14 protein-coding genes are annotated in these 18,288 nt (G+C 71.9%); 12 read left to right on the top strand and 2 right to left on the bottom strand.

The window, feature by feature from the left end; all coding sequences use genetic code 11:
- Positions 1–7: 7 nt before the first annotated feature.
- The 5 genes from ACFP2T_RS14090 to ACFP2T_RS14070 all read left to right on the top strand — a co-directional run bounded on the left by ACFP2T_RS14090 (position 8) and on the right by ACFP2T_RS14070 (position 2,729).
- On the top strand, positions 8–301 hold the full coding sequence (locus ACFP2T_RS14090) for a DUF503 domain-containing protein (protein ID WP_377421522.1): 294 nt from the start codon (positions 8–10) through the stop codon (positions 299–301).
- A 161-nt stretch (positions 302–462) separates the two neighbouring features.
- Positions 463–954 carry a 30S ribosome-binding factor RbfA gene (rbfA, locus tag ACFP2T_RS14085; protein ID WP_377421520.1) on the top strand — a complete coding sequence of 164 codons (492 nt, stop codon included), beginning with the start codon at positions 463–465 and terminating at the stop codon, positions 952–954.
- A complete protein-coding gene (locus tag ACFP2T_RS14080; protein ID WP_377421518.1) occupies positions 951–2,063 on the top strand; it encodes a DHH family phosphoesterase in 1,113 nt (370 codons plus the stop codon). Before rbfA ends, ACFP2T_RS14080 begins: the two co-directional genes overlap by 4 nt.
- Positions 2,064–2,115: 52 nt before the next feature.
- Complete coding sequence (locus tag ACFP2T_RS14075) at positions 2,116–2,523, top strand: hypothetical protein (protein ID WP_377421516.1); 408 nt, start codon at positions 2,116–2,118, stop codon at positions 2,521–2,523.
- Positions 2,520–2,729, top strand: coding sequence for a DUF6186 family protein (locus ACFP2T_RS14070; RefSeq protein WP_377421513.1), 210 nt, complete (start codon positions 2,520–2,522; stop codon positions 2,727–2,729). The genes ACFP2T_RS14075 and ACFP2T_RS14070 overlap by 4 nt, the downstream gene beginning before the upstream one ends.
- A 577-nt stretch (positions 2,730–3,306) precedes the next feature.
- Here ACFP2T_RS14070 and ACFP2T_RS14065 read toward each other — a convergent pair.
- On the bottom strand, positions 3,307–6,726 hold the full coding sequence (locus ACFP2T_RS14065) for an NACHT domain-containing protein (protein WP_377421511.1): 3,420 nt from the start codon (positions 6,724–6,726) through the stop codon (positions 3,307–3,309).
- Between the two features lie 296 nt (positions 6,727–7,022).
- Here ACFP2T_RS14065 and ACFP2T_RS14060 point away from each other — a divergent pair, with 296 nt between their 5' ends.
- The 7 genes from ACFP2T_RS14060 to dapB all read left to right on the top strand — a co-directional run bounded on the left by ACFP2T_RS14060 (position 7,023) and on the right by dapB (position 16,025).
- Positions 7,023–8,378 (top strand): MATE family efflux transporter, encoded by a 1,356-nt coding sequence (locus ACFP2T_RS14060; protein WP_377421509.1) that lies wholly within the window; start codon positions 7,023–7,025, stop codon positions 8,376–8,378.
- A gap of 79 nt (positions 8,379–8,457) precedes the next feature.
- Positions 8,458–9,402 carry a tRNA pseudouridine(55) synthase TruB gene (gene truB / locus ACFP2T_RS14055; RefSeq protein ID WP_377421507.1) on the top strand — a complete coding sequence of 315 codons (945 nt, stop codon included), beginning with the start codon at positions 8,458–8,460 and terminating at the stop codon, positions 9,400–9,402.
- Positions 9,403–9,434: 32 nt separating this feature from the next.
- On the top strand, positions 9,435–10,379 hold the full coding sequence (locus ACFP2T_RS14050; protein ID WP_377421505.1) for a bifunctional riboflavin kinase/FAD synthetase: 945 nt from the start codon (positions 9,435–9,437) through the stop codon (positions 10,377–10,379).
- Positions 10,380–10,620: 241 nt separating this feature from the next.
- Positions 10,621–10,890 carry a 30S ribosomal protein S15 gene (gene rpsO / locus ACFP2T_RS14045; protein ID WP_377421503.1) on the top strand — a complete coding sequence of 90 codons (270 nt, stop codon included), beginning with the start codon at positions 10,621–10,623 and terminating at the stop codon, positions 10,888–10,890.
- 294 nt (positions 10,891–11,184) lie between these two features.
- Positions 11,185–13,581 (top strand): polyribonucleotide nucleotidyltransferase, encoded by a 2,397-nt coding sequence (locus ACFP2T_RS14040; RefSeq protein ID WP_377421501.1) that lies wholly within the window; start codon positions 11,185–11,187, stop codon positions 13,579–13,581.
- Between the two features lie 102 nt (positions 13,582–13,683).
- Positions 13,684–15,111, top strand: coding sequence for a M16 family metallopeptidase (locus ACFP2T_RS14035; protein WP_377421499.1), 1,428 nt, complete (start codon positions 13,684–13,686; stop codon positions 15,109–15,111).
- Positions 15,112–15,272: 161 nt separating this feature from the next.
- A complete protein-coding gene (gene dapB, locus ACFP2T_RS14030) occupies positions 15,273–16,025 on the top strand; it encodes a 4-hydroxy-tetrahydrodipicolinate reductase (RefSeq protein ID WP_377422809.1) in 753 nt (250 codons plus the stop codon).
- A gap of 67 nt (positions 16,026–16,092) precedes the next feature.
- On the opposite strand, the gene ACFP2T_RS14025 is transcribed toward dapB, so the two are convergent.
- Positions 16,093–18,183 (bottom strand): amylo-alpha-1,6-glucosidase, encoded by a 2,091-nt coding sequence (locus ACFP2T_RS14025; RefSeq protein ID WP_377421498.1) that lies wholly within the window; start codon positions 18,181–18,183, stop codon positions 16,093–16,095.
- Between the last annotated feature and the right edge of the window lie 105 nt (positions 18,184–18,288).

Raw genomic sequence — 18,288 nt, 5'->3', positions numbered from 1 at the left:
TCCGGCCGTGTATACCGGAACCGCCGTTTTCGACCTGCTGCTGCCCGGAGACTCGCGCTCCCTGAAAGCGAAGAGGTCGTACGTCCGCCCCATCGTCGCCGCACTGCGGAAATTCGAGGTATCGGCCGCCGAGGTGGGCGCGCTGGACCTACACGGCCGGGCCCAGATCGCCGTCGCCGTGGTGGCCTCCGAGGCCGAACACATCAGCACGGTGCTGGACTCCTGTGAACGCCTGGTCGCCGGGCGGCCGGAGATCGAGTTGCTCTCCGTACGCCGACGGTTGCACGGCGCGGATGACTGATCCCGCGCTCCGTCACCCGTACCCCGGCCAGGCCCGCTGATGTCGACGGCGGCGGCACGGGCCCGGCGCGCGCAGGTAGTGTTCAGCAAGTCGGGCGGTCCGGCCGCGGCGCGTGGCGCCGTCGGTCCGGCCCGGAAGCGGGATGCCGTGGAGGTGCGGAGATGACGGACCAGGCGAAGGTGCGCCGGCATGCGGAACGCGTGCGGGAGCTGGTGGCTTCGGTGGTGCGTACCCAGGTCAAAGATCCCCGACTCGGCATGATCACGATCACCGACGCGCGGATCACCCCCGACCTGCGGGAGGCCACGGTCTTCTACACGGTGCTCGGCGACGCCTCCGAGCAGGCCGCCACCGCCGCCGCGCTGGAGAGCGCCAAGGGACTGCTGCGGAGCACCGTGGGCAAGGCACTCGGGTTGCGGCACTCGCCGAGCCTGGCGTTCGTCCTCGACAACGTGCAGGACCAGGTCAAGCAGATCGACGAGCTGCTGACCGCGGCCCGCACCGCCGACGCCGAGGTGCAGCGGCTGGCGGCGCAGGCCGAGTACGCGGGCGAACCGCAGCCGTACCGGGTCGAGGACGACGAGGACGCAGGCGAGGACGCGGACGACGACGAGGACCGGCCGTCGGCGGGCGGAACCGGAGCCCGGCCGTGAGCGGCGGAGCGTTGCTCGCCGACGCGCCCCGGCCGGCGGCGACGGAGCAGCCGACCGAGGCGGAGTGGGCCGCGGCGGTGACCGCGATCACGCAGCTGCCGGCCGATGGCCGGATACTGCTGATCTGTCACGTGAACCCGGACGGCGACGCCCTGGGCAGCATGCTCGGGTTCGGGCTGGGACTGCGCCGGCTGGGCGTACGCCAGTTGCAGGCCACCTTCCCCGGGCGCCCGGAGGTGCCGGAGCCGTTCCGGGAGATGCCCGGCCTCGACCTGCTGGTACCGGCCACCGAGGCGGACCCGGATCCGGACCTGGTGATCTGCTTCGACGTCGCCGCCGTGTCGCGGCTGGGTGACCTGGCCGACCGGCTGGACCGGGCCGGCGCCTCCGTGGTGCTGGACCACCACGCCTCGAACACCCGGTTCGGCGGGATCCACCTGGTCGACCCGGACGCCGCCGCGACGTCGGTGGTGGTGGAGAAGTTGCTCGTCCGGCTGGGAGTGCCGCTGGACCAGGGGATCGCCGAGTGCCTGTACGTCGCCCTGGCGACCGACACCGGCTCGTTCCGGTTCGACATGACCACTCCGGCGGTGCACGAGATGGCCGCCCGGCTGCTGGCGACCGGTATCCGACCCGGGGAGATCTCCCGGCGGATCTTCGACACCCGGCCGTTCGGCGCGGTCCGGCTCTACGGGGACGTGCTGGGGCGTACCCAGCTCGAACCGCTGGAGGCTGGCGGACACGGGCTGGTCTGGACGTACGCCACGCTGGCGGACCTGGCTCGGCACGAGCAGCGCCCGTACACGCTCGAGCCGCTGATCGACTCGGTGCGCTGCACCGCCGAGGCCGACGTGAGCTGCGTACTCAAGCAGGTCGCCGAGGGGGAGTGGGCGGTCTCCATGCGCAGCAAGGGCGCGATGGACGTGAGCCGGGTGGCGGTGGCCCTGGGCGGTGGCGGACACCGCCTCGCGGCCGGTTTCACCGCCTACGGGTCGGCGCCGGAGGTCATCGAGGCGATCCGGGCCGAACTGCGCCGGGACGGGGTCGAGCTCGACCGGGGCGGGGCCGAGGCGGCGGGAACCACTTCCGACCTGCAAGATCAGGAGTAACCGGGCGGGCGTCTAGCTTTCCGCCGGGGGGTACCACAGGGACAATTGGCGGATGGAACAGCAACCGGAGCTCGCCGCCGATGTGCCCCGGGCCTGGGACCGACCGGTCGTTTCGGTTCCCATCCTCACCTTTCTGTCCCTGGTCGGCGGGCAGCTCCCGTCGTTCTCGCCTCAGGCCAACCTCTACACGATCGGCACCGGCGGTGCGCTGGTGTGGCTCGGGCTCTCCAACCGGATGCCCCGGCGGACCGTCCCGCAGCGGCTGGGGTCCGGGGCCGTCTGGTGGATGCTGCCGGTCATGATCTTCGGAGTCTTCGAGGCCGGCACGTTCATGCTCGGCTCCCGGGACGACTTTCCGACCTTCTCGAAGATCGCCGACCCCCTGCTGGACGATTCGTTGATCCGCTCCGCCGTCTACTTCGCGTGGCTGTCGGCCTTCTGGGGACTGGTGCGCCGATGAAGCTTCTCGCGATCGGCGGGTTCACGGCGGCCCTGCTGTTGTTCGTGGTGGTGGAGTGGGCGGCCCGGCGGGAGGGGTCCCGGATCCCGACCCTCGGCGACGTCTGTGCCTACGTGATGCAGTACGAGGTCGGCCCGGTGCCGGTCGGCCGGATCGCCCTGTTGGGATTCTGGTGGTGGATGGGCTGGCACTTCTTCGCCCGCTGAGCAGGACCTACTGCCCAGTACCGTCCCGGATGGCGGGAATGGTGCACAGGATGTGGACCTGAACGATAGCTTGGGTAGTGGACCTGAACGATACCTAGGGTCGTGACCGCGCCCGTCCCACCCGCGCCGGGTGCGGCACTCCCATCGAGCATCGCCTGCCTCCAGGGTCAACCGACCCGGGCTCACGCTGTCCCGGCCACCTTGTCCGGCGATCCCGGACCTGCCACCGAGGACGATCAGCAGGACCCGCCGCAGTGGACCGCGTTCACGCGGACCATGTGCCCTGGAAGGAGCCCTCCCATGGCGGCCAAGCCGAACAAGCCCAAGCCCGAGAACACCGACGAGGCCCGCGAGCAGGCCCGTCGCGCAGTCCAGATGTCGATGGACACCCGTCAGTGATCGAGGTCGGGGTGGAATGACCACTCCGATCCCGCTTCCCGGGCCGGACGGCCCGGACCGCTCTCGGTCGACCACGATCCGCGTACCGGCCATCCGGTCGGGAAGTTCCGCCCGCACCGGCACGTCGGACGGCGTCAGCCCGTCCCGGTAGCCGGTGCGGACGTGATGGCGGCCCGGGTCACTTCCGCCAGGAGGGCAGCATCCGCTGGGACATCTCGCGCCAGAACCGCTGGATCTGGTGACGTGAGGTGAACCAGGAGACCGAGGCCGGCAGCCCGCGCCACCGGGCCGCAGCCAGGTCGATCTGGCGGGCGCAGAAGACCTCGTCCATCGGGTACACGAGGCCGTCGCTCTGCGGCGGCAGGGGGCAGAGCCGGTACGGGCAGTCGCCGAGGCAGGTCGACCCGGGCTCGGCCGGCCGGCTGGCCCGGGAGTTGCGGCCGGGCTGCATCGGGGTCGGGTCGACGGTGAGGCAGGGTGGCAGGTCGCCGCGGTTGGCCTGGACGAGCCGGCGGGCGCGCTCGGCCGGCGGGCTGTCCGGCCGGTCGGCGAGGTTCAGCAACAGCATCACGTCCGCGAGCAGGCGCTGCGCCTGTCTGGTCAGGACCATCCAACCCACCGCCTCCGGGCACCAGGAGTCCTGGTAGCGCCGGACGTTCGACTGCGAGGTGTACGAGCCGATCCGCCGGACGATGTCCTGCTCGTCGACCCAGCAGTACCGCTCCGGATGCCCGCTCCGAAGTGCCTGGACGCAGAGGTCTCCGGCCTTCCGGACGAACGGGTGCACGTCCGGCCGGTCCGGCGCCGGGGCCTCGGTGCCGCCGCCGGCGATGCTGAGCCAGAAGTCGACAAGCCCGCGTGGGTCGGTCGCCGGCCCGAACGGCGGGAGTCCCCGGCGCGGGTCCTCCGGCAGCGACAGCAGGGTGAGTGCCTGTACGAGTGCGAGCTGGGAATACCAGAACCGGCTCTGCCGCAGCGCGGTCTCGGCATGTTCGACCAGCCGTTGCCGGTGTGCGGAACGGTCTTCCGGGACCCGGCAGTTGCCGGCCAGCCGGAAGCCCTGGGCGAGGTTCATCTCGTCGATGATCCGGTCTTCGGTGTCCTGGTGCGCCAGCAGATCGAGCCAGTGCCGCAGGTTCTGCCGGGCGGCCTCGTGGTCCTCCGGGCTGCTGTCCGGCCCGCTGTGGATGCAGTACAGCGGGGCCAACCAGGCGAGCATCTGACGCTCCTCGGGCGATCTCGCGGGCGGGGCCGGTTCGCCGGGCGGCCCGGTGGCGGCTCCGCGTGCGGTCGGCGGCGCGGGCCCCGGCCACCCGGGCAGCCCTCGCACCGTGCCCGGCCCGAGGCGGACGATCTCGCGTACCGCGGCGAGCCGGATCCGGTACGACGACGCCGCCTGGTGGATCATCTGGAAGAACCGGGGGTATTCCGGCTGCGGGAGATCGTGCTCGCCGGCCCGCCGTCGGCTGTCGAGTAGCTGGGCGGCGGCGCCGAATCGGCGGATCAGGACCTGCTTCGCCTCCTCCAGCGGCCGGTCGGTGATCGAATGGTCTTCGTGGAGGTCGGGCCAGCGCTCGGCGATCTGGCCGACCAACTGCCCGTGCCGGGACTCGGCGAGGCGACTGTCGATGTCCAGTACGGCGGCGAACGTCTCGACGGCCTTGGTCCGGTCCCCATGGAAGATCTTGACTCCGCCGCGTCGGATGTCGATCGGCGTGCTCCACCGGGTGGCGGCGTCGTGCAGCCGGTCGACGACCTGCCTGGCCGTTGCCTGCCGGACCGGGTCGTCGGCGGCGTGGCAGGAGTAGAGGGTCAGGGCGGCGAGTAGTTCCCGGGCTGAGCCGTGCCCGAGCGCCAGCGTCAGGAAGAACCACTGGCTCTCGGGATCCGTCTGCTGCTCCGGTCCCGGTTGCCGCTCCGGTCCCGGTTGCCGCTCCGATGGCGCGCCGTGGAACGGCGGAAGGACGGCATCGAGGAGCCGGGCACCCAGGTACGCCTGGATGACGCCGTGCTGGAAGCGGATCTCGTCCTCCTGGCAGATCACGATGCCCAGCTCCCGCCCGGTGGTGACGGCCAGGCCGAGGTCCTGGGCGTTGGCCGGGTTGAGCCGGAACAGCCTGCTCCGCAACGCCCGGCTCAGGCAGTCCCGCAGGGCCGCCACGCTCTGCCCGTCTCCGTCGGTGCTGCCGGGTGGACGTTCCGGCTCTCCGGGCGTCCACCCGGCGGCTGCCCGCGGGGCGTCGGCCGTCAGCCGGACGCGCGCTCCCCGCGGGCCGGTTCCGGCGGCCGGACCACCGTCGCCGGGCACGAGGTCGGCGATCCGTACCGAGAGGCTGCCGCGGGCCAGCCCGACGCAGGCCAGGGCGGACAGTAGCTCGATGGCGTCCGCCCGTTCGCGTTCCGGCAGGCCGTAGTCCTCCTGCACGGCACCGTCGACGAGGGCGGTACGCCAGAGTTCCAACAGCCGCCAGCGGACGGTGGCCCGATCGGGGTGGGTGTGGTCGACCGCGTCGTCCGCCAGGTTGCCGAGATGGCCGCTCGCGCCGAGGTCCCGGATGATCCGCAGGTACGCCGGGGAGTCGGCGATGTCGGCGGCCTTGACGAGCCGGATGATCCGCTCCCAGCCCGGCTGCGTCGAGTTGAGCGGCGACACGTACTCCATCGCGGCCCCCTCGCTCAAGGGTTCCAGTTGCAGCAGGAACGCGTTGAGACCGCGGAGCGGGTCATGCGGACGGGACGCGATCACCAGCGGCAGGCGTACCTCGACGGCCTGTTGGATGGCCGCCCGGATCGCGCTGTCCCGGTCGCCGCTCGGGTCCCGGGGCCGTGCCTCGTCCAACCCGTCGGCGAGTACGACGATCCGGTTCTCCCGGAGCAGATAGCGCCAGATCCGGTCGGCGTCACCCTCGGCCCACAGCCAGGCGTCGGTGATCTCCTGGAGCCGCTTGCGGGCGAGGGCGAGGAAGTCCAGCCTCGTGCCCGGGTCGACGGCGCCCAGGTCGATGCCGACGGGCAGCACGCCATGCTCGGCGAGCAGTGCGGCCAACTGGACGAGGGTCACGGTCTTGCCGGTGCCGACCCCGCCGACCAGCAGCAGCGGTCGCTGGTCCCGCCGGTCCCGGAGGCGTTGGATGAGCAGCCGGCAGAGGTCGTCGCGGCCGACGATCCGGTCGATGCCCCGTCCGGCGGTCGGCACCATGCGGTGTGGCTCGAACCGGGCCCGCCGTCGGTAGCGGCGATACACCCGGCGATACCGCCAGAGGACGAAGAGCGTGATCGCGAGGGCGGCGGAGAGGAGGTTGAAGAGGAACGACTTCACCTCTCCGCAGTAGTAGCCACGGGGTCGGTCGGCGGAGCAGAACTCCTCGAACCGCAGGGGGCCGATCCCGGGCCGGTCGAGGACCGCCATCAGGATCGAGAAGACCACCCAGGTCAGCAGCAGCACCGTGCCGCCGACGGCCAGCAGCCACCAGGGAAACCGGTGCCACCAGTGGGTGTCGGCGTGGCGCTGCTCGGCGTGCCTCCGGCTCACCGGCTCCTGGAGGTGCTGGTGCCAGGTCCGGAACAGCCGTCGGCGCTGCCGGAGCCAGAGGACCATCCTGGGCGCCGGTCCGCGATCCCACCAACTCTGCACGACCTGACCCTCCGTGCCGTACTAGACGGGCCGGCCCGCGCCGAGACGGGCCTAAGTTGGACAGAACGAGGCAAAGTAAGGCTAGTTCAGAGAACGGCTGCCGGGTGCCGGGTCCGGGAGCTGGCCGAGCGGGCGATCGAGCGGCGGAGGGCCCTCCGGCGTCCGACGGGATCTGTGCCGATCCGAGGTCGGCACGGGTGGCCCGGTAAGTCCAGCTGTGCCTTGTGCTCCTTACGTCCGCCATGCCAGTATCGGTCGCGATGAGCCAGCCCACCGTCCCGACACCCACCGCCGCCACCCCGACGTCCGGTGCCGCCGAGGCGTCCGTCCGGCGGATCGCCGGGCTCGCCCTGCCCGCGCTGGTGGTACTGGCCGCCGAGCCGCTCTACGTCCTCGTCGACACCGCCGTGCTGGGCCACCTCGGCTCGGTACCGCTCGCCGCGCTCGCCGTCGGCGGCCCGGTGATGACCCTGATCGTCTGGATCGGCACGGTGACCGCGTACGGCACCACCGGGCGGGCGGCCCGGCGATTCGGGTACGGCGACCGCTCCGCCGCCGTCGCCGAGGGCGTCCAGTCGTCCTGGCTCGCCCTCGCCGCCGGACTGCTGCTGGCCGTCGTCATGCAGTTCGCGGCCGGCCCGCTCGCACGTACCGTGGCCGGCGGTGAATCCCCCGAGGTGGCCGACGGCGCGGCACTCTGGCTGCGGATCGCGGCCATCGGCGCCCCCGGCCTGCTGCTGGCGGCGGCCGGCAATGGCTGGATGCGTGGCGTGCAGGACACCCGCCGGCCGCTCTACTTCGTGCTGGGGCCCAATCTGCTCTCCGCCGTGCTCTGCCCGCTGCTGGTCTATCCCGCCGGCCTGGGCCTGGCCGGCTCGGCGGTGGCCAACGCGGTGGCGCAGACCCTGTGCGGGCTGCTCTTCGCCGGTGCGTTGGTCGCCGAGCGGATCCCGCTGGCCCCCCGGCCCGGGGTGATCGCCCGCCAGCTCGTGCTCAGCCGGGACCTGTTGATCCGGGGCGCGGCCTTCCAGGCCAGCTTCCTGTCGGCGACCACGGTGGCAGCCCGGTTCGGGGTCGCCGCGGTCGGCGCCCACCAGATCGCGTTGCAACTGTGGTTCTTCACCGCACTGCTGCTGGACGCGCTGGCCATCGCCGCACAGTCGCTGGTCGGGGCCGCGCTCGGCGCCGGGGACGCGGCCACCGCCCAGGTGCTGGCCCGCCGGGTCGCGGTGCTCGGCGGGCTCTGCGGAGTCGCCTTCGCGGTAATCATCGCGGCCGGTGCCGGAGTCGTGCCGGCCTGGTTCAGCGCCGATCTCCAGGTACGGGAGCAGGCCATGGTCGCCTGGCCCTGGTTCGCCGGGATGCAGCCGCTGGCCGGAGTCGTCTTCGCCCTCGACGGGGTACTGATCGGCGCCGGTGACATCCGCTACCTCCGCAATCTGACCGTGCTGAGCGCACTCGGCGTCTTCCTGCCGGCGATCTGGCTCACCTTCGCGTTCGACCTCGGACTCGGTGGCATCTGGGCCGGCCTCACCCTCTTCGTCGTGGCCCGCCTGGTCGGGCTGCTGCTCCGGATGCGCTCCGGCCGGTGGCTGGTGCTCGGCGCCATCCGCTGACCTCCGGCCACCGGTCGGCGGTGCGCGGGCAACCGGCGGGCTCGCCGATGTTCCGGCGGCCGGTTGGTCCGCGTCACGGATGGGCGGGGCGCGGGTCGGGCCGCCGGGCCGTCTGGCACGCTTGGCGCTCGTGAGCGTGGACGGTCTGATCGTGGTCGACAAGCCCGGCGGCATGACGTCGCATGACGTGGTCGCCCGGATCCGCCGGCTGGCCCGGACCCGCCGGGTCGGGCACGGCGGGACGCTGGATCCGATGGCCACCGGAGTACTGGTGATCGGGGTCGGCCGGGCCACCCGGCTGCTGACGTACGTGATCGGCGCCGGCAAGAGCTACGCCGCGACGATCCGGCTCGGCCAGTCGACGGTCACCGACGACGCGGAGGGCGAGGTGGTCAGCGCCGCCCCGGCCAGCGAGGTCACCGACGCCGCCGTCCACGCCGGTCTCGCCGCGATGACCGGCGAGATCGACCAGGTGCCGAGCGCGGTCAGCGCCATCAAGATCGACGGCCAGCGGGCCTACAAGCGGGTACGCGACGGCGAGACCGTGGCCCTCGCGGCACGCCGGGTCACGGTCTCCCGACTCGAACCACTGGCCGTCCGGCGGGAGTCGGTCGACGGGATCGCCGTACTCGACGTGGACGTGATGGTGGACTGCTCGTCCGGGACGTACATCCGGGCGCTGGCCCGGGATCTCGGTGCCGGGCTCGGTGTCGGCGGACACCTCACCGCGCTGCGGCGTACCGCGGTCGGCGGGTTCACCCTCGTCGAGGCGCTGACCCTGCCGGCCCTGGAGGAGCGGGCTCCGGACGTGGTCAACCTCTCGGTCGAGGCGGCGGCCCGGCGGTTCTTCCCGGAGCGCCGGGCGAACGCCGACGAGGCCAAGGTGCTCTCGCACGGAGGTCCGCTGGAGCCGGCCGGCATCGTCGGCCCCTACGCGGTCTTCGACCCGGAGGGCGGCTTGATCGCTATCGTCAGCGAGCGGGCCGGACGGGCCCGGGCCGAGATCGTGCTCGCGCCGGCCTGAGCACACCAGGCGGGCAGGAAGGAATATCAGGAATGCAGCGGTGGCGGGGGTACCACGGGGCACCGGTCGGCTGGGGCCGGTCGGTCGTCACCATCGGCGTCTTCGACGGGATACACAAGGGTCACCAGGCGATCATCGGGCACGCCGTGAAGCGGGCCCGGGACATGGGCGTGCAGTCCGTCGTGGTCACCTTCGACCCGCATCCGGCCGAGGTGGTACGGGCGGGCTCGCACCCGGCCGTGCTGACCGAACCCGCCCGCAAGGCAGAGCTGATCGAGGCGCTCGGGGTGGACGTACTCTGCGTGGTGCCGTTCACCCCCGACTTCTCCCGGCTGTCGCCGGAGGCGTTCGTGCACGACGTACTGGTCGAGCAGTTGCACGCCGCGCTGGTGGTGGTCGGGGAGAACTTCCGGTTCGGGCACCGGGCCGCCGGTGACGTGGCGCTGCTGGAGCGGCTGGGCCGGACCTTCGGGTTCGGTGTCGAGGGGGCGCCGCTGGTCTCCGACGAGGACACCGTCTTCTCGTCCACCTACATCCGGGCCTGCGTGGCCGCCGGCGACGTCACCGCCGCGGCGGCGGCCCTCGGCCGGTCGCACCGGCTGGAGGGCGTGGTGGTCCGGGGCGACCAGCGGGGCCGGGAGATCGGCTTTCCGACTGCCAACCTGCTCTGCCACCGCTACGCGGCGGTGCCGGCGGACGGGATCTACGCGGCCTGGCTGATCCGCCGGGGCGGCCGGGCGGGGCAACGCGCGGAACGGCTGCCCGCCGCCGTCTCGATCGGGACGAACCCGACATTTTCCGGCCGTGAGCGTCGGATCGAGGCGTACGTCCTGGACTTCTCCGACGATCTCTACGGTGAGCGGCTCGCCCTGGACTTCGTCGCGTACCTCCGGGAGATGCGCTCCTACGACGGCATCGAGCCGTTGGTCGCGCAGATCGCCGAGGACGTCGCCCAGACCCGCCGGGCCCTGGCCTGACCCGGCGCTGACCCGGCGCTGACCTGGTCTGACCTGGGGATCTTGGCGGCTCGACGCGGCTCCGACCGGAACCCGTGAGCCCTTGACTCGGACGAACCGTGCCAGGCTGGTAACCTGACGGGGACGTCGGGTTACCGGCGTGGCCTCGCGTGCCTGCACGACGCCGCGGGTGCGAGGTCGTCCACCCCCGGTCCCCGGACCGGATCCGTGGACGTACGCGACAATCCAGGAACAGGGAGATATGGCGCTCGACCAGGAAGCAAAGAGCAAGATCCGGCAGGAGTACGCGACCGTCGAGGGTGACACCGGGTCGCCCGAGGTGCAGGTCGCGGTGCTGACCAAGCGGATCGCCGACCTCACCGAGCACCTGAAGGTGCACAAGCACGACCACCACAGCCGTCGTGGTCTGTTGCTGCTGGTCGGCCGCCGCCGCCGGCTGCTCAACTACATGCAGAAGAAGGACATCAGCCGCTACCGGTCGCTCATCGAGCGGCTCGGCCTGCGGCGGTGACCTGAGCGGGGGAGTGGCCGTCTGAGGTGTCGCTGCCACTGGCGCGTACCGACGGACGGCCGCTCCACCCGCCTCGTCGCCACCCCACCAGGGGCCAGCGCGACCACCCGACGGGGAGCCGGTCGACGCACCGGTCCTCGGTAGTGGCCCCCGGGCCGGCCGGCATCGCCGGCGCCCCGGGCGCTTCGATCGAAGACCGGCCGTCTGAGCAGCTCCTCTGGCCACGGTCCCGCGCCGGGACGTACCGGCGCGGAGGGAGGTCGCAGCCCCCGATCGAAGGAGTGCTAGCGCACCATGACCGAAACACCAGGTACCAACAACACGCTCGGCAGCGAGCATCGCACCGCAGTGATCGACAACGGGTCCTTCGGCACCCGTGAGATCACCTTCTCGACCGGCCGGCTCGCCCGACAGGCCGCCGGCTCCGTCATCGCCCAACTCGGCGAGACGGTCGTCCTCTCCGCGACCACGGCGGGACGGCAGCCGAAGGAGCAGTTCGACTTCTTCCCGCTGACCGTCGACGTCGAGGAGCGGATGTACGCCGCGGGTCGCATCCCCGGCTCGTTCTTCCGCCGCGAGGGCCGGCCCAGCGAGGACGCCATCCTCACCTGCCGGCTGATCGACCGGCCGCTGCGCCCCTCGTTCGTCAAGGGCCTGCGCAACGAGGTCCAGGTCGTCGAGACCGTGCTGGCGCTCGACCCGCAGCACCCGTACGACGTCGTCGCGATCAACGCCGCGTCGCTCTCCACCAAGATCTCCGGCCTGCCGTTCTCCGGCCCGATCGGGGCGACCCGGATGGCGCACGTGGACGGCCAGTGGGTCGCCTTCCCGACCGTCGAGGAACTGGGCCGGGCCACCTTCGACATGGTCGTCGCCGGCCGGGCCCTGCCGGACGGCGATGTCGCGATCATGATGGTCGAGGCCGAGGCAACCGAGCACACCGTCGCGCTGGTCGCCGGTGGCGCCCCCGCGCCGACCGAGGAGGTCGTGGCGAGCGGTCTGGAGGCCGCCAAGCCGGCCATCCGGGAGCTGTGCCGGGCGCAGAGCGAGCTGGCCGAGGTCTCGGCCAAGCCGGTCGCCGAGTTCCCCGTCTTCCTCGACTACCACGACGACGTCTACGACGCCGTTGTCGGTGCCGCCCGTGGTGAGGTCACCGAGGCACTCAAGATCGCCGGCAAGGCGGATCGCGAGGAGGCTCTGGACCGGATCAAGGAGCGGGTCGTCGAGCAGCTCGCGGCCGACTTCGAGGGCCGGGAGAAGGAGATCAGTGCGGCGTTCCGCTCGCTGAACAAGTCCGAGGTGCGGGCCCGGGTGCTCCGCGACCAGGTCCGGATGGACGGTCGCGGCGTACGCGACATCCGTCCGCTGACCGCCGAGATCGCGGTCCTGCCCCGGGTGCACGGCTCGGCACTGTTCGAGCGCGGCGAGACGCAGATCCTCGGCGTCACCACGCTCAACATGCTGCGCATGGAGCAGGCGCTGGACACCCTCTCCCCGGAGAAGCACAAGCGCTACATGCACAACTACAACTTCCCGCCGTACTCCACCGGTGAGACCGGCCGGGTCGGTGCGCCGAAGCGGCGCGAGATCGGGCACGGGGCGCTGGCCGAGCGGGCACTGATTCCGGTGCTGCCGAGTCGCGAGGAGTTCCCGTACGCGATCCGTCAGGTCTCCGAGGCGCTCGGCTCGAACGGGTCCACCTCGATGGGCTCGGTCTGCGCCTCCACCCTGGCGCTGCTCTCGGCCGGTGTGCCGCTCAAGGCGCCGGTGGCCGGCATCGCGATGGGGCTGATCTCGGACGAGGTCGACGGCAAGACCCAGTACGTGACGCTGACCGACATCCTCGGTGCCGAGGACGCCTTCGGCGACATGGACTTCAAGGTCGCCGGCACCAAGGAGTTCGTCACCGCGCTCCAGCTCGACACCAAGCTCGACGGCATCCCGTCCGACGTGCTGGCCGCCGCGTTGCAGCAGGCGTACGAGGCCCGGCAGGTCATCCTGGGCGTGATGGAGGACGCGATCGAGGCTCCGGCCACGATGTCGGACTACGCCCCCCGGGTCACCACCGTCAAGATCCCGGTCGACAAGATCGGCATGGTGATCGGCCCGAAGGGCCAGACCATCAACGCCATCCAGGACGAGACCGGTGCCGAGATCTCGATCGAGGACGACGGCACCATCTACGTCGGCGCGACCAACGGTCCGTCGGCCGAGGCCGCGGTCGAGCGGATCAACGCGATCGCGAACCCGACGCTGCCGAAGGTCGGCGACAAGTTCCTCGGCACGGTGGTGAAGACGGCCGCGTTCGGCGCGTTCGTCTCGCTGCTGCCCGGCCGCGACGGCCTGCTGCACATCTCCAAGGTGGGCGACGGCAAGCGGGTCGAGCGGGTCGAGGACTTCCTGAACGTCGGCGACAAGGTCGAGGTGTCGATCGCCGACATCGACGCCCGCGGCAAGATCTACCTGGACAAGGTGCGGCCCGAGGGCGAGGAGGCGCCGGCCCAGGCGCCGGGCGGCGAGCGTCCGGCCAGCCGGGACCGGGGCGACCGGGGCCCGCGTGACCGGAGCGACCGCGACCGTGGCGACCGTGGCCCGGCCCGGGGTGACCGCGAAGGCGAAGGCGGCGGCGGCAACGGCGGCGGCGAGGGCGGTGCCGGCGGCGAGCGCCGTCGCCGTAACCGGCACAGCTGATCCATCACGCCCGCGCTGACCTGCGCCGCACGTGTGCGCAGGTCAGCGCGGTGCATGCCGCACGTGCCGGCACCGCTTCATCGAGCTAGGAGCCATGGTCCCTTGAGTCGGGCGAAACGAGCGTCGATCCCCGGCGCCAGCGGCGTTCCCACCAGCATCCCTGCCGGCTCCACCGCGGTCGGCCGTGCCGGCTCTGCCGTTGGTGCTGGACCGGCCCGCGCGGTGACCCGGGTGGTGGACAGCGATCCACTCGGCGGCACGGTACGCCGCACGGTGCTGCCCAGCGGGCTCCGGGTGCTCACCGAGGCCATCCCCACGATGCGCAGCGTGTCGTTCGGCATCTGGGTGGCGGTCGGCTCGCGGGACGAGACCCGGCCCCAGTCCGGCGTCTCGCACTTCCTGGAGCACCTGCTGTTCAAGGGCACCCGGAAGCGCAGCGCCCTGGACATCTCGGCCGCGATCGAGGCGGTGGGCGGCGAGACGAACGCCTTCACCACCAAGGAATACACCTGCTACTACGCCCGGGTGCTCGACGAGGACCTGCCGCTGGCCATCGACGTGATGTGCGACCTGGTCGCCGACTCGGTGCTGAACGCCGCGGATGTCGAGACCGAGCGCGGGGTGATCCTCGAAGAGATCGCCATGCACGACGACGAGCCCGGCGACGAGGTGCACGACCTGCTCGCCCAGGCGATCTACGGAGACCATCCGCTGGGCCGACTGATCTCCGGCACGGAGGAGACGGTCTCCCCGATGTCGCGCCGGCAGATCCAGGGCTTCTACCGGCGCCGCTACACCGCGCCGTCGATCGTGATCGCGGCGGCGGGCAACCTGGACCACGCCGAGGTGGTCAAGCTGGTACGGCAGGCGGTCCGGGGCACCCCGCTCGACAGCGAACCCGGCACGCCGGCGCCGCTGCGGCCGGCAGACTCACGGGTCCGGACGGGCCGGCCCGGCAACCTGGTCGAGCACAAGGAGACCGAGCAGGCCCACGTGGTGCTCGGCTGTCCGGGCATCGGCCGACTCGACGATCGGCGCTTCGCGCTCGGCGTACTCAACAACGTGCTCGGCGGTGGCATGTCCAGCCGACTCTTCCAGGAGATCCGCGAGCGCCGGGGCCTGGCCTACTCGGTCTACTCCTACTCCAGCCAGTACGCCGACAGCGGTCTGTTCGCCGTCTACGCCGGCTGCGCGCCGGGCAAGGTCGACGAGGTGCTGGAGTTGATCCGCGCCGAACTCGCCGAGGTCGCCGCGCACGGGGTCACCGACGCCGAGTTGGCCCGGGGCAAGGGCATGGCGAAGGGCTCCTACGTACTCAATCTGGAGGACACCGGGTCCCGGATGAGCCGGCTCGCGAAGGGGGAACTCCTCTTCGGCGACCTGCTCTCCGTCGACGACCTGCTGGCCCGGATCGACGCGGTCGACGCGGACGAGGTCAACGCGCTCGCGGCCGAGCTGTTGTCCCGGCCGATGTCGCTGGCCGTGGTGGGGCCGTTCGGCGCGGGTGACTTCCCGGCCGAGGCCGGCTGAACCACCTGCCGCCTCGGCGTACCGGTGATCCGGGGCGCCTTCCCGGCGTGACGGTGATCCGGGGGACACCTCCGGACGGACCTGCCGGGTGGGATAGGTTGTGCCGCGTGAGCGACGAGCGTGAAGCCCAGGCCGGATCGTCCCCGGAGCCCTCGAGCCCGCTGTCGGGGGATCCGTTGCGGGTCGGGGTGCTGGGGGCCCGTGGCCGGATGGGCATCGAGGTGTGCCGGGCGGTCGACGCCGCCGAGGACCTCGAACTGGTGGCGATGATCGACCAGGGCGACTGGCTGTTCAACGCCTCCGACGCGGGTGCCGAGGTGGTGGTCGACTTCACCACCCCGGACGTGGTGATGGACAACCTGCACTGGTGTATCGAGCAGGGCATCAACGTGGTCGTCGGCACCAGCGGCTTCACCGAGCAGCGACTGGACCGGGTGCGTACCTGGCTGTCCCACAAGCCCGGGGTCGGGGTGGTGATCGCCCCCAACTTCGGGATCGGCGCGGTCCTGATGATGCAGTTCGCGGCGCGGGCGGCCCGGTTCTTCGAGTCGGTGGAGATCATCGAGCAGCACCATCCGAAGAAGCTCGACGCCCCCAGCGGTACCGCCACGCACACCGCGCGGTTGATCGCCCAGGCCCGTGCCGAGGCCGGGTTCGGAGCCGCGCCGGACGCCACCAAGGACGAGGTGCCGGGCGCGCGGGGCGCGGAGATCGACGGGGTACGGGTGCACGCGGTTCGGGCCGCCGGTCTGGTAGCCCATCAGGAGGTGCTGTTCGGCACCACCGGTGAGACGCTCACCATCCGGCACGACTCGTACGACCGCACCTCGTTCATGCCCGGCGTCCTGCTGGCCGTCCGCTCGGTCCCGCAGCGTCCCGGCCTCACGGTCGGCATCGACGATCTCCTCGCCTGAGGCGTCCTGCGTCAGGTGTTAAGAAGGGGCCCTTCTTATACAAAAAGCGATAAGAAGGGGCCCTTCCTTACCTGCGGAGGGTGGCGGTGCCGGCGTGGTCGACGGTGATGTCGACCGGGTTGCCGGCGACCCGGAGCCTTCGGACGGTGATCGCGCCGAAGGGTGTGGTGGCGAGGGGCCGGAGTTCGATCCGGTTGGCTGGTACGTCGGGGTAGAGGCCGACCGCAGCCTGTAGCAGGACCACGGCGGCTGCGGCGGACCAGGCCTGGGGGCGGCAGGCGGCGGGGTACGGCAGTGGTCGGCCCAGTGTCGTCCGGTCGTCGCCGCCGTACAGTTCGGGGAGCCGGTAGTCGAACGCCTCCGCTGCGCTGAGCAGACCGTCCGCCAGTCGGGCGGCCTGGGTGGCGAATCCTTCGGCGGCCAGCCCGCCGATCGCGATCGCGGTGTCGTGGGCCCAGATCGATCCGCAGTGGTACGAGAGCGGGCTGAAGCCGGCGTCCTCGGCCGACATCGTGCGCAGCCCGAATCCGCCGGCCAGGGCGGGCCCGCCGAGCAGGTCGGCGACCTGGGCCGACTCGGTACGGGAGAGCAGGCCGGTGCCGAGCAGGTGGCCCAGGTTGCTGGTGAGCGAGTCGACCGGCCGTTTGTCCCGGTCCAGCGCCAGGGCGGGGTGGGCGCCGAGCGGACCGTCCACCCAGAACCGGGCCCGGAACCGCTCGGCGAGTGCGGCGGCGTACTCCCGCCAGCGCTGGCCACCGGGCCGGTCGAACGCGTCGAGCAGGGCGGCGCCGTCCAGTGCCGCGCGATGGGCGTAGCCCTGCACCTCGGCCAGGGCGATGGGTGGCCGGGCGAGGCTGCCGTCGCGGAACCGGACCGAGTCGTGCGAGTCCTTCCAGCCCTGGTTGGCCAGCCCCTGTCCGCTGTCGTCGAGGTATTCGACGAAGCCGTCGCCGTCCGGGTCGGCGTGCTCGGCCAGCCAGCCCAGTGCGGCCTCCAGGTGCGGCAGCAGCGGGACGATCTCCTCGTCGGCGAGTCCCCAGCGCCAGGCGTCGTGCAGCAGGCTCACCCAGAGCAGGGTCGCGTCGATCGTGCCGTAGTAGGCGGCGGGCAGTCGCAGTCCGTTGCCGACCGCGACGAACTCGTGCCGGCGCAGCTCGTGCATGATCTTCCCGGGCGCCTCGCCGGACCGTACGTCGATCCGGCTGCCCTGCCGTCGGGCCAGTACCCGCAGCGTGCTGGCGGCGAGGTCGGTGCCGAGCGGCAGCAGCATCCTGGCCGCCCAGAGGCTGTCCCGGCCGAACAGGGTGAGGAACCACGGCACTCCGGCGCCGATGAACACCTCGTGTGGCGTGTCGGCCTCGGCGAGCCGGAGCGCACGGAGATCGTCCAACGAGCGGTCGAGCAGCCGGGCCAGTCGGGGGTCGTCCGCCCTCACCTCGGGCCGGGACCAGGCGGGTTCCCGGGCCGGCGTCACCACCACCGCCCGGGGGTCGTCGACCAGGAGGCGCCAGCGCAGCACGGTCCGGCCGCGTGGCGGCAGGTCGATCGACCAGGAGAGCGTCGGTACGGCCGGTTCCGGGTCCGCGACGACGTCGGTCGGATCGGTCGGGCTGGCCGAAGCACCCGCCTCGATCCCGGTGTGCGCACCGGCGCCGTCCCCGGTGACCGTGACGGTGATCCCCTCGGCGGTCCAACTGAGCTGGTCGGGCTGGCCGCTCTTGGCGTCGAGCGGGCTGACCGGGATGCCCGACTTGACCATCTCGATCGGTGCCAGGTCGCAGCCGAGTCGGAGGGTGACGGTGGCCCGTACCGGGTCGGCGGCGGTGGAGACGACGTGGATCTCCTCGGTGAGTCCACGTGGCACCGCCCGCCGGATCCGGTCGATCCGTACGGTCGGGTCGGGGCCGGGATCGCCGAGCCAGCGGGCGAGTGAGACGAACCGGGCGCCGTGCGGGCCGTCCGGAGCGTTGCCGATGGCCTCCGGTTCCCGGCCGTCGATCCGGAGTTCGGCCTGGCGGAGCACCCGGGCGTCGGCGTGGAAGACCCCCTGTACGCCGGCGGGTCTCAGTTGGCCGTCCGCGTCGGTCAACGCGCTGGTCGGAGCCAGGACGACTCCCACGAGATCGTGCAGCAGCGGTTGCAGGTGCTGGTCGGCCACGAGGAACTCCTGATCAGGGGGTGGAACGCGGTGCCTTGACAGATCGTCGCGGGAGGTGCAAAGTGCGAAACATTCCAGCAACTTGAACGATCCAATGATGCCTTA

The sequence above is a fragment of the Plantactinospora solaniradicis genome, assembly GCF_042658085.1.
GTDB classification, from domain to species: domain Bacteria; phylum Actinomycetota; class Actinomycetes; order Mycobacteriales; family Micromonosporaceae; genus Plantactinospora; species Plantactinospora solaniradicis.
This window is presented reverse-complemented; position numbering and strand designations above follow the sequence as displayed.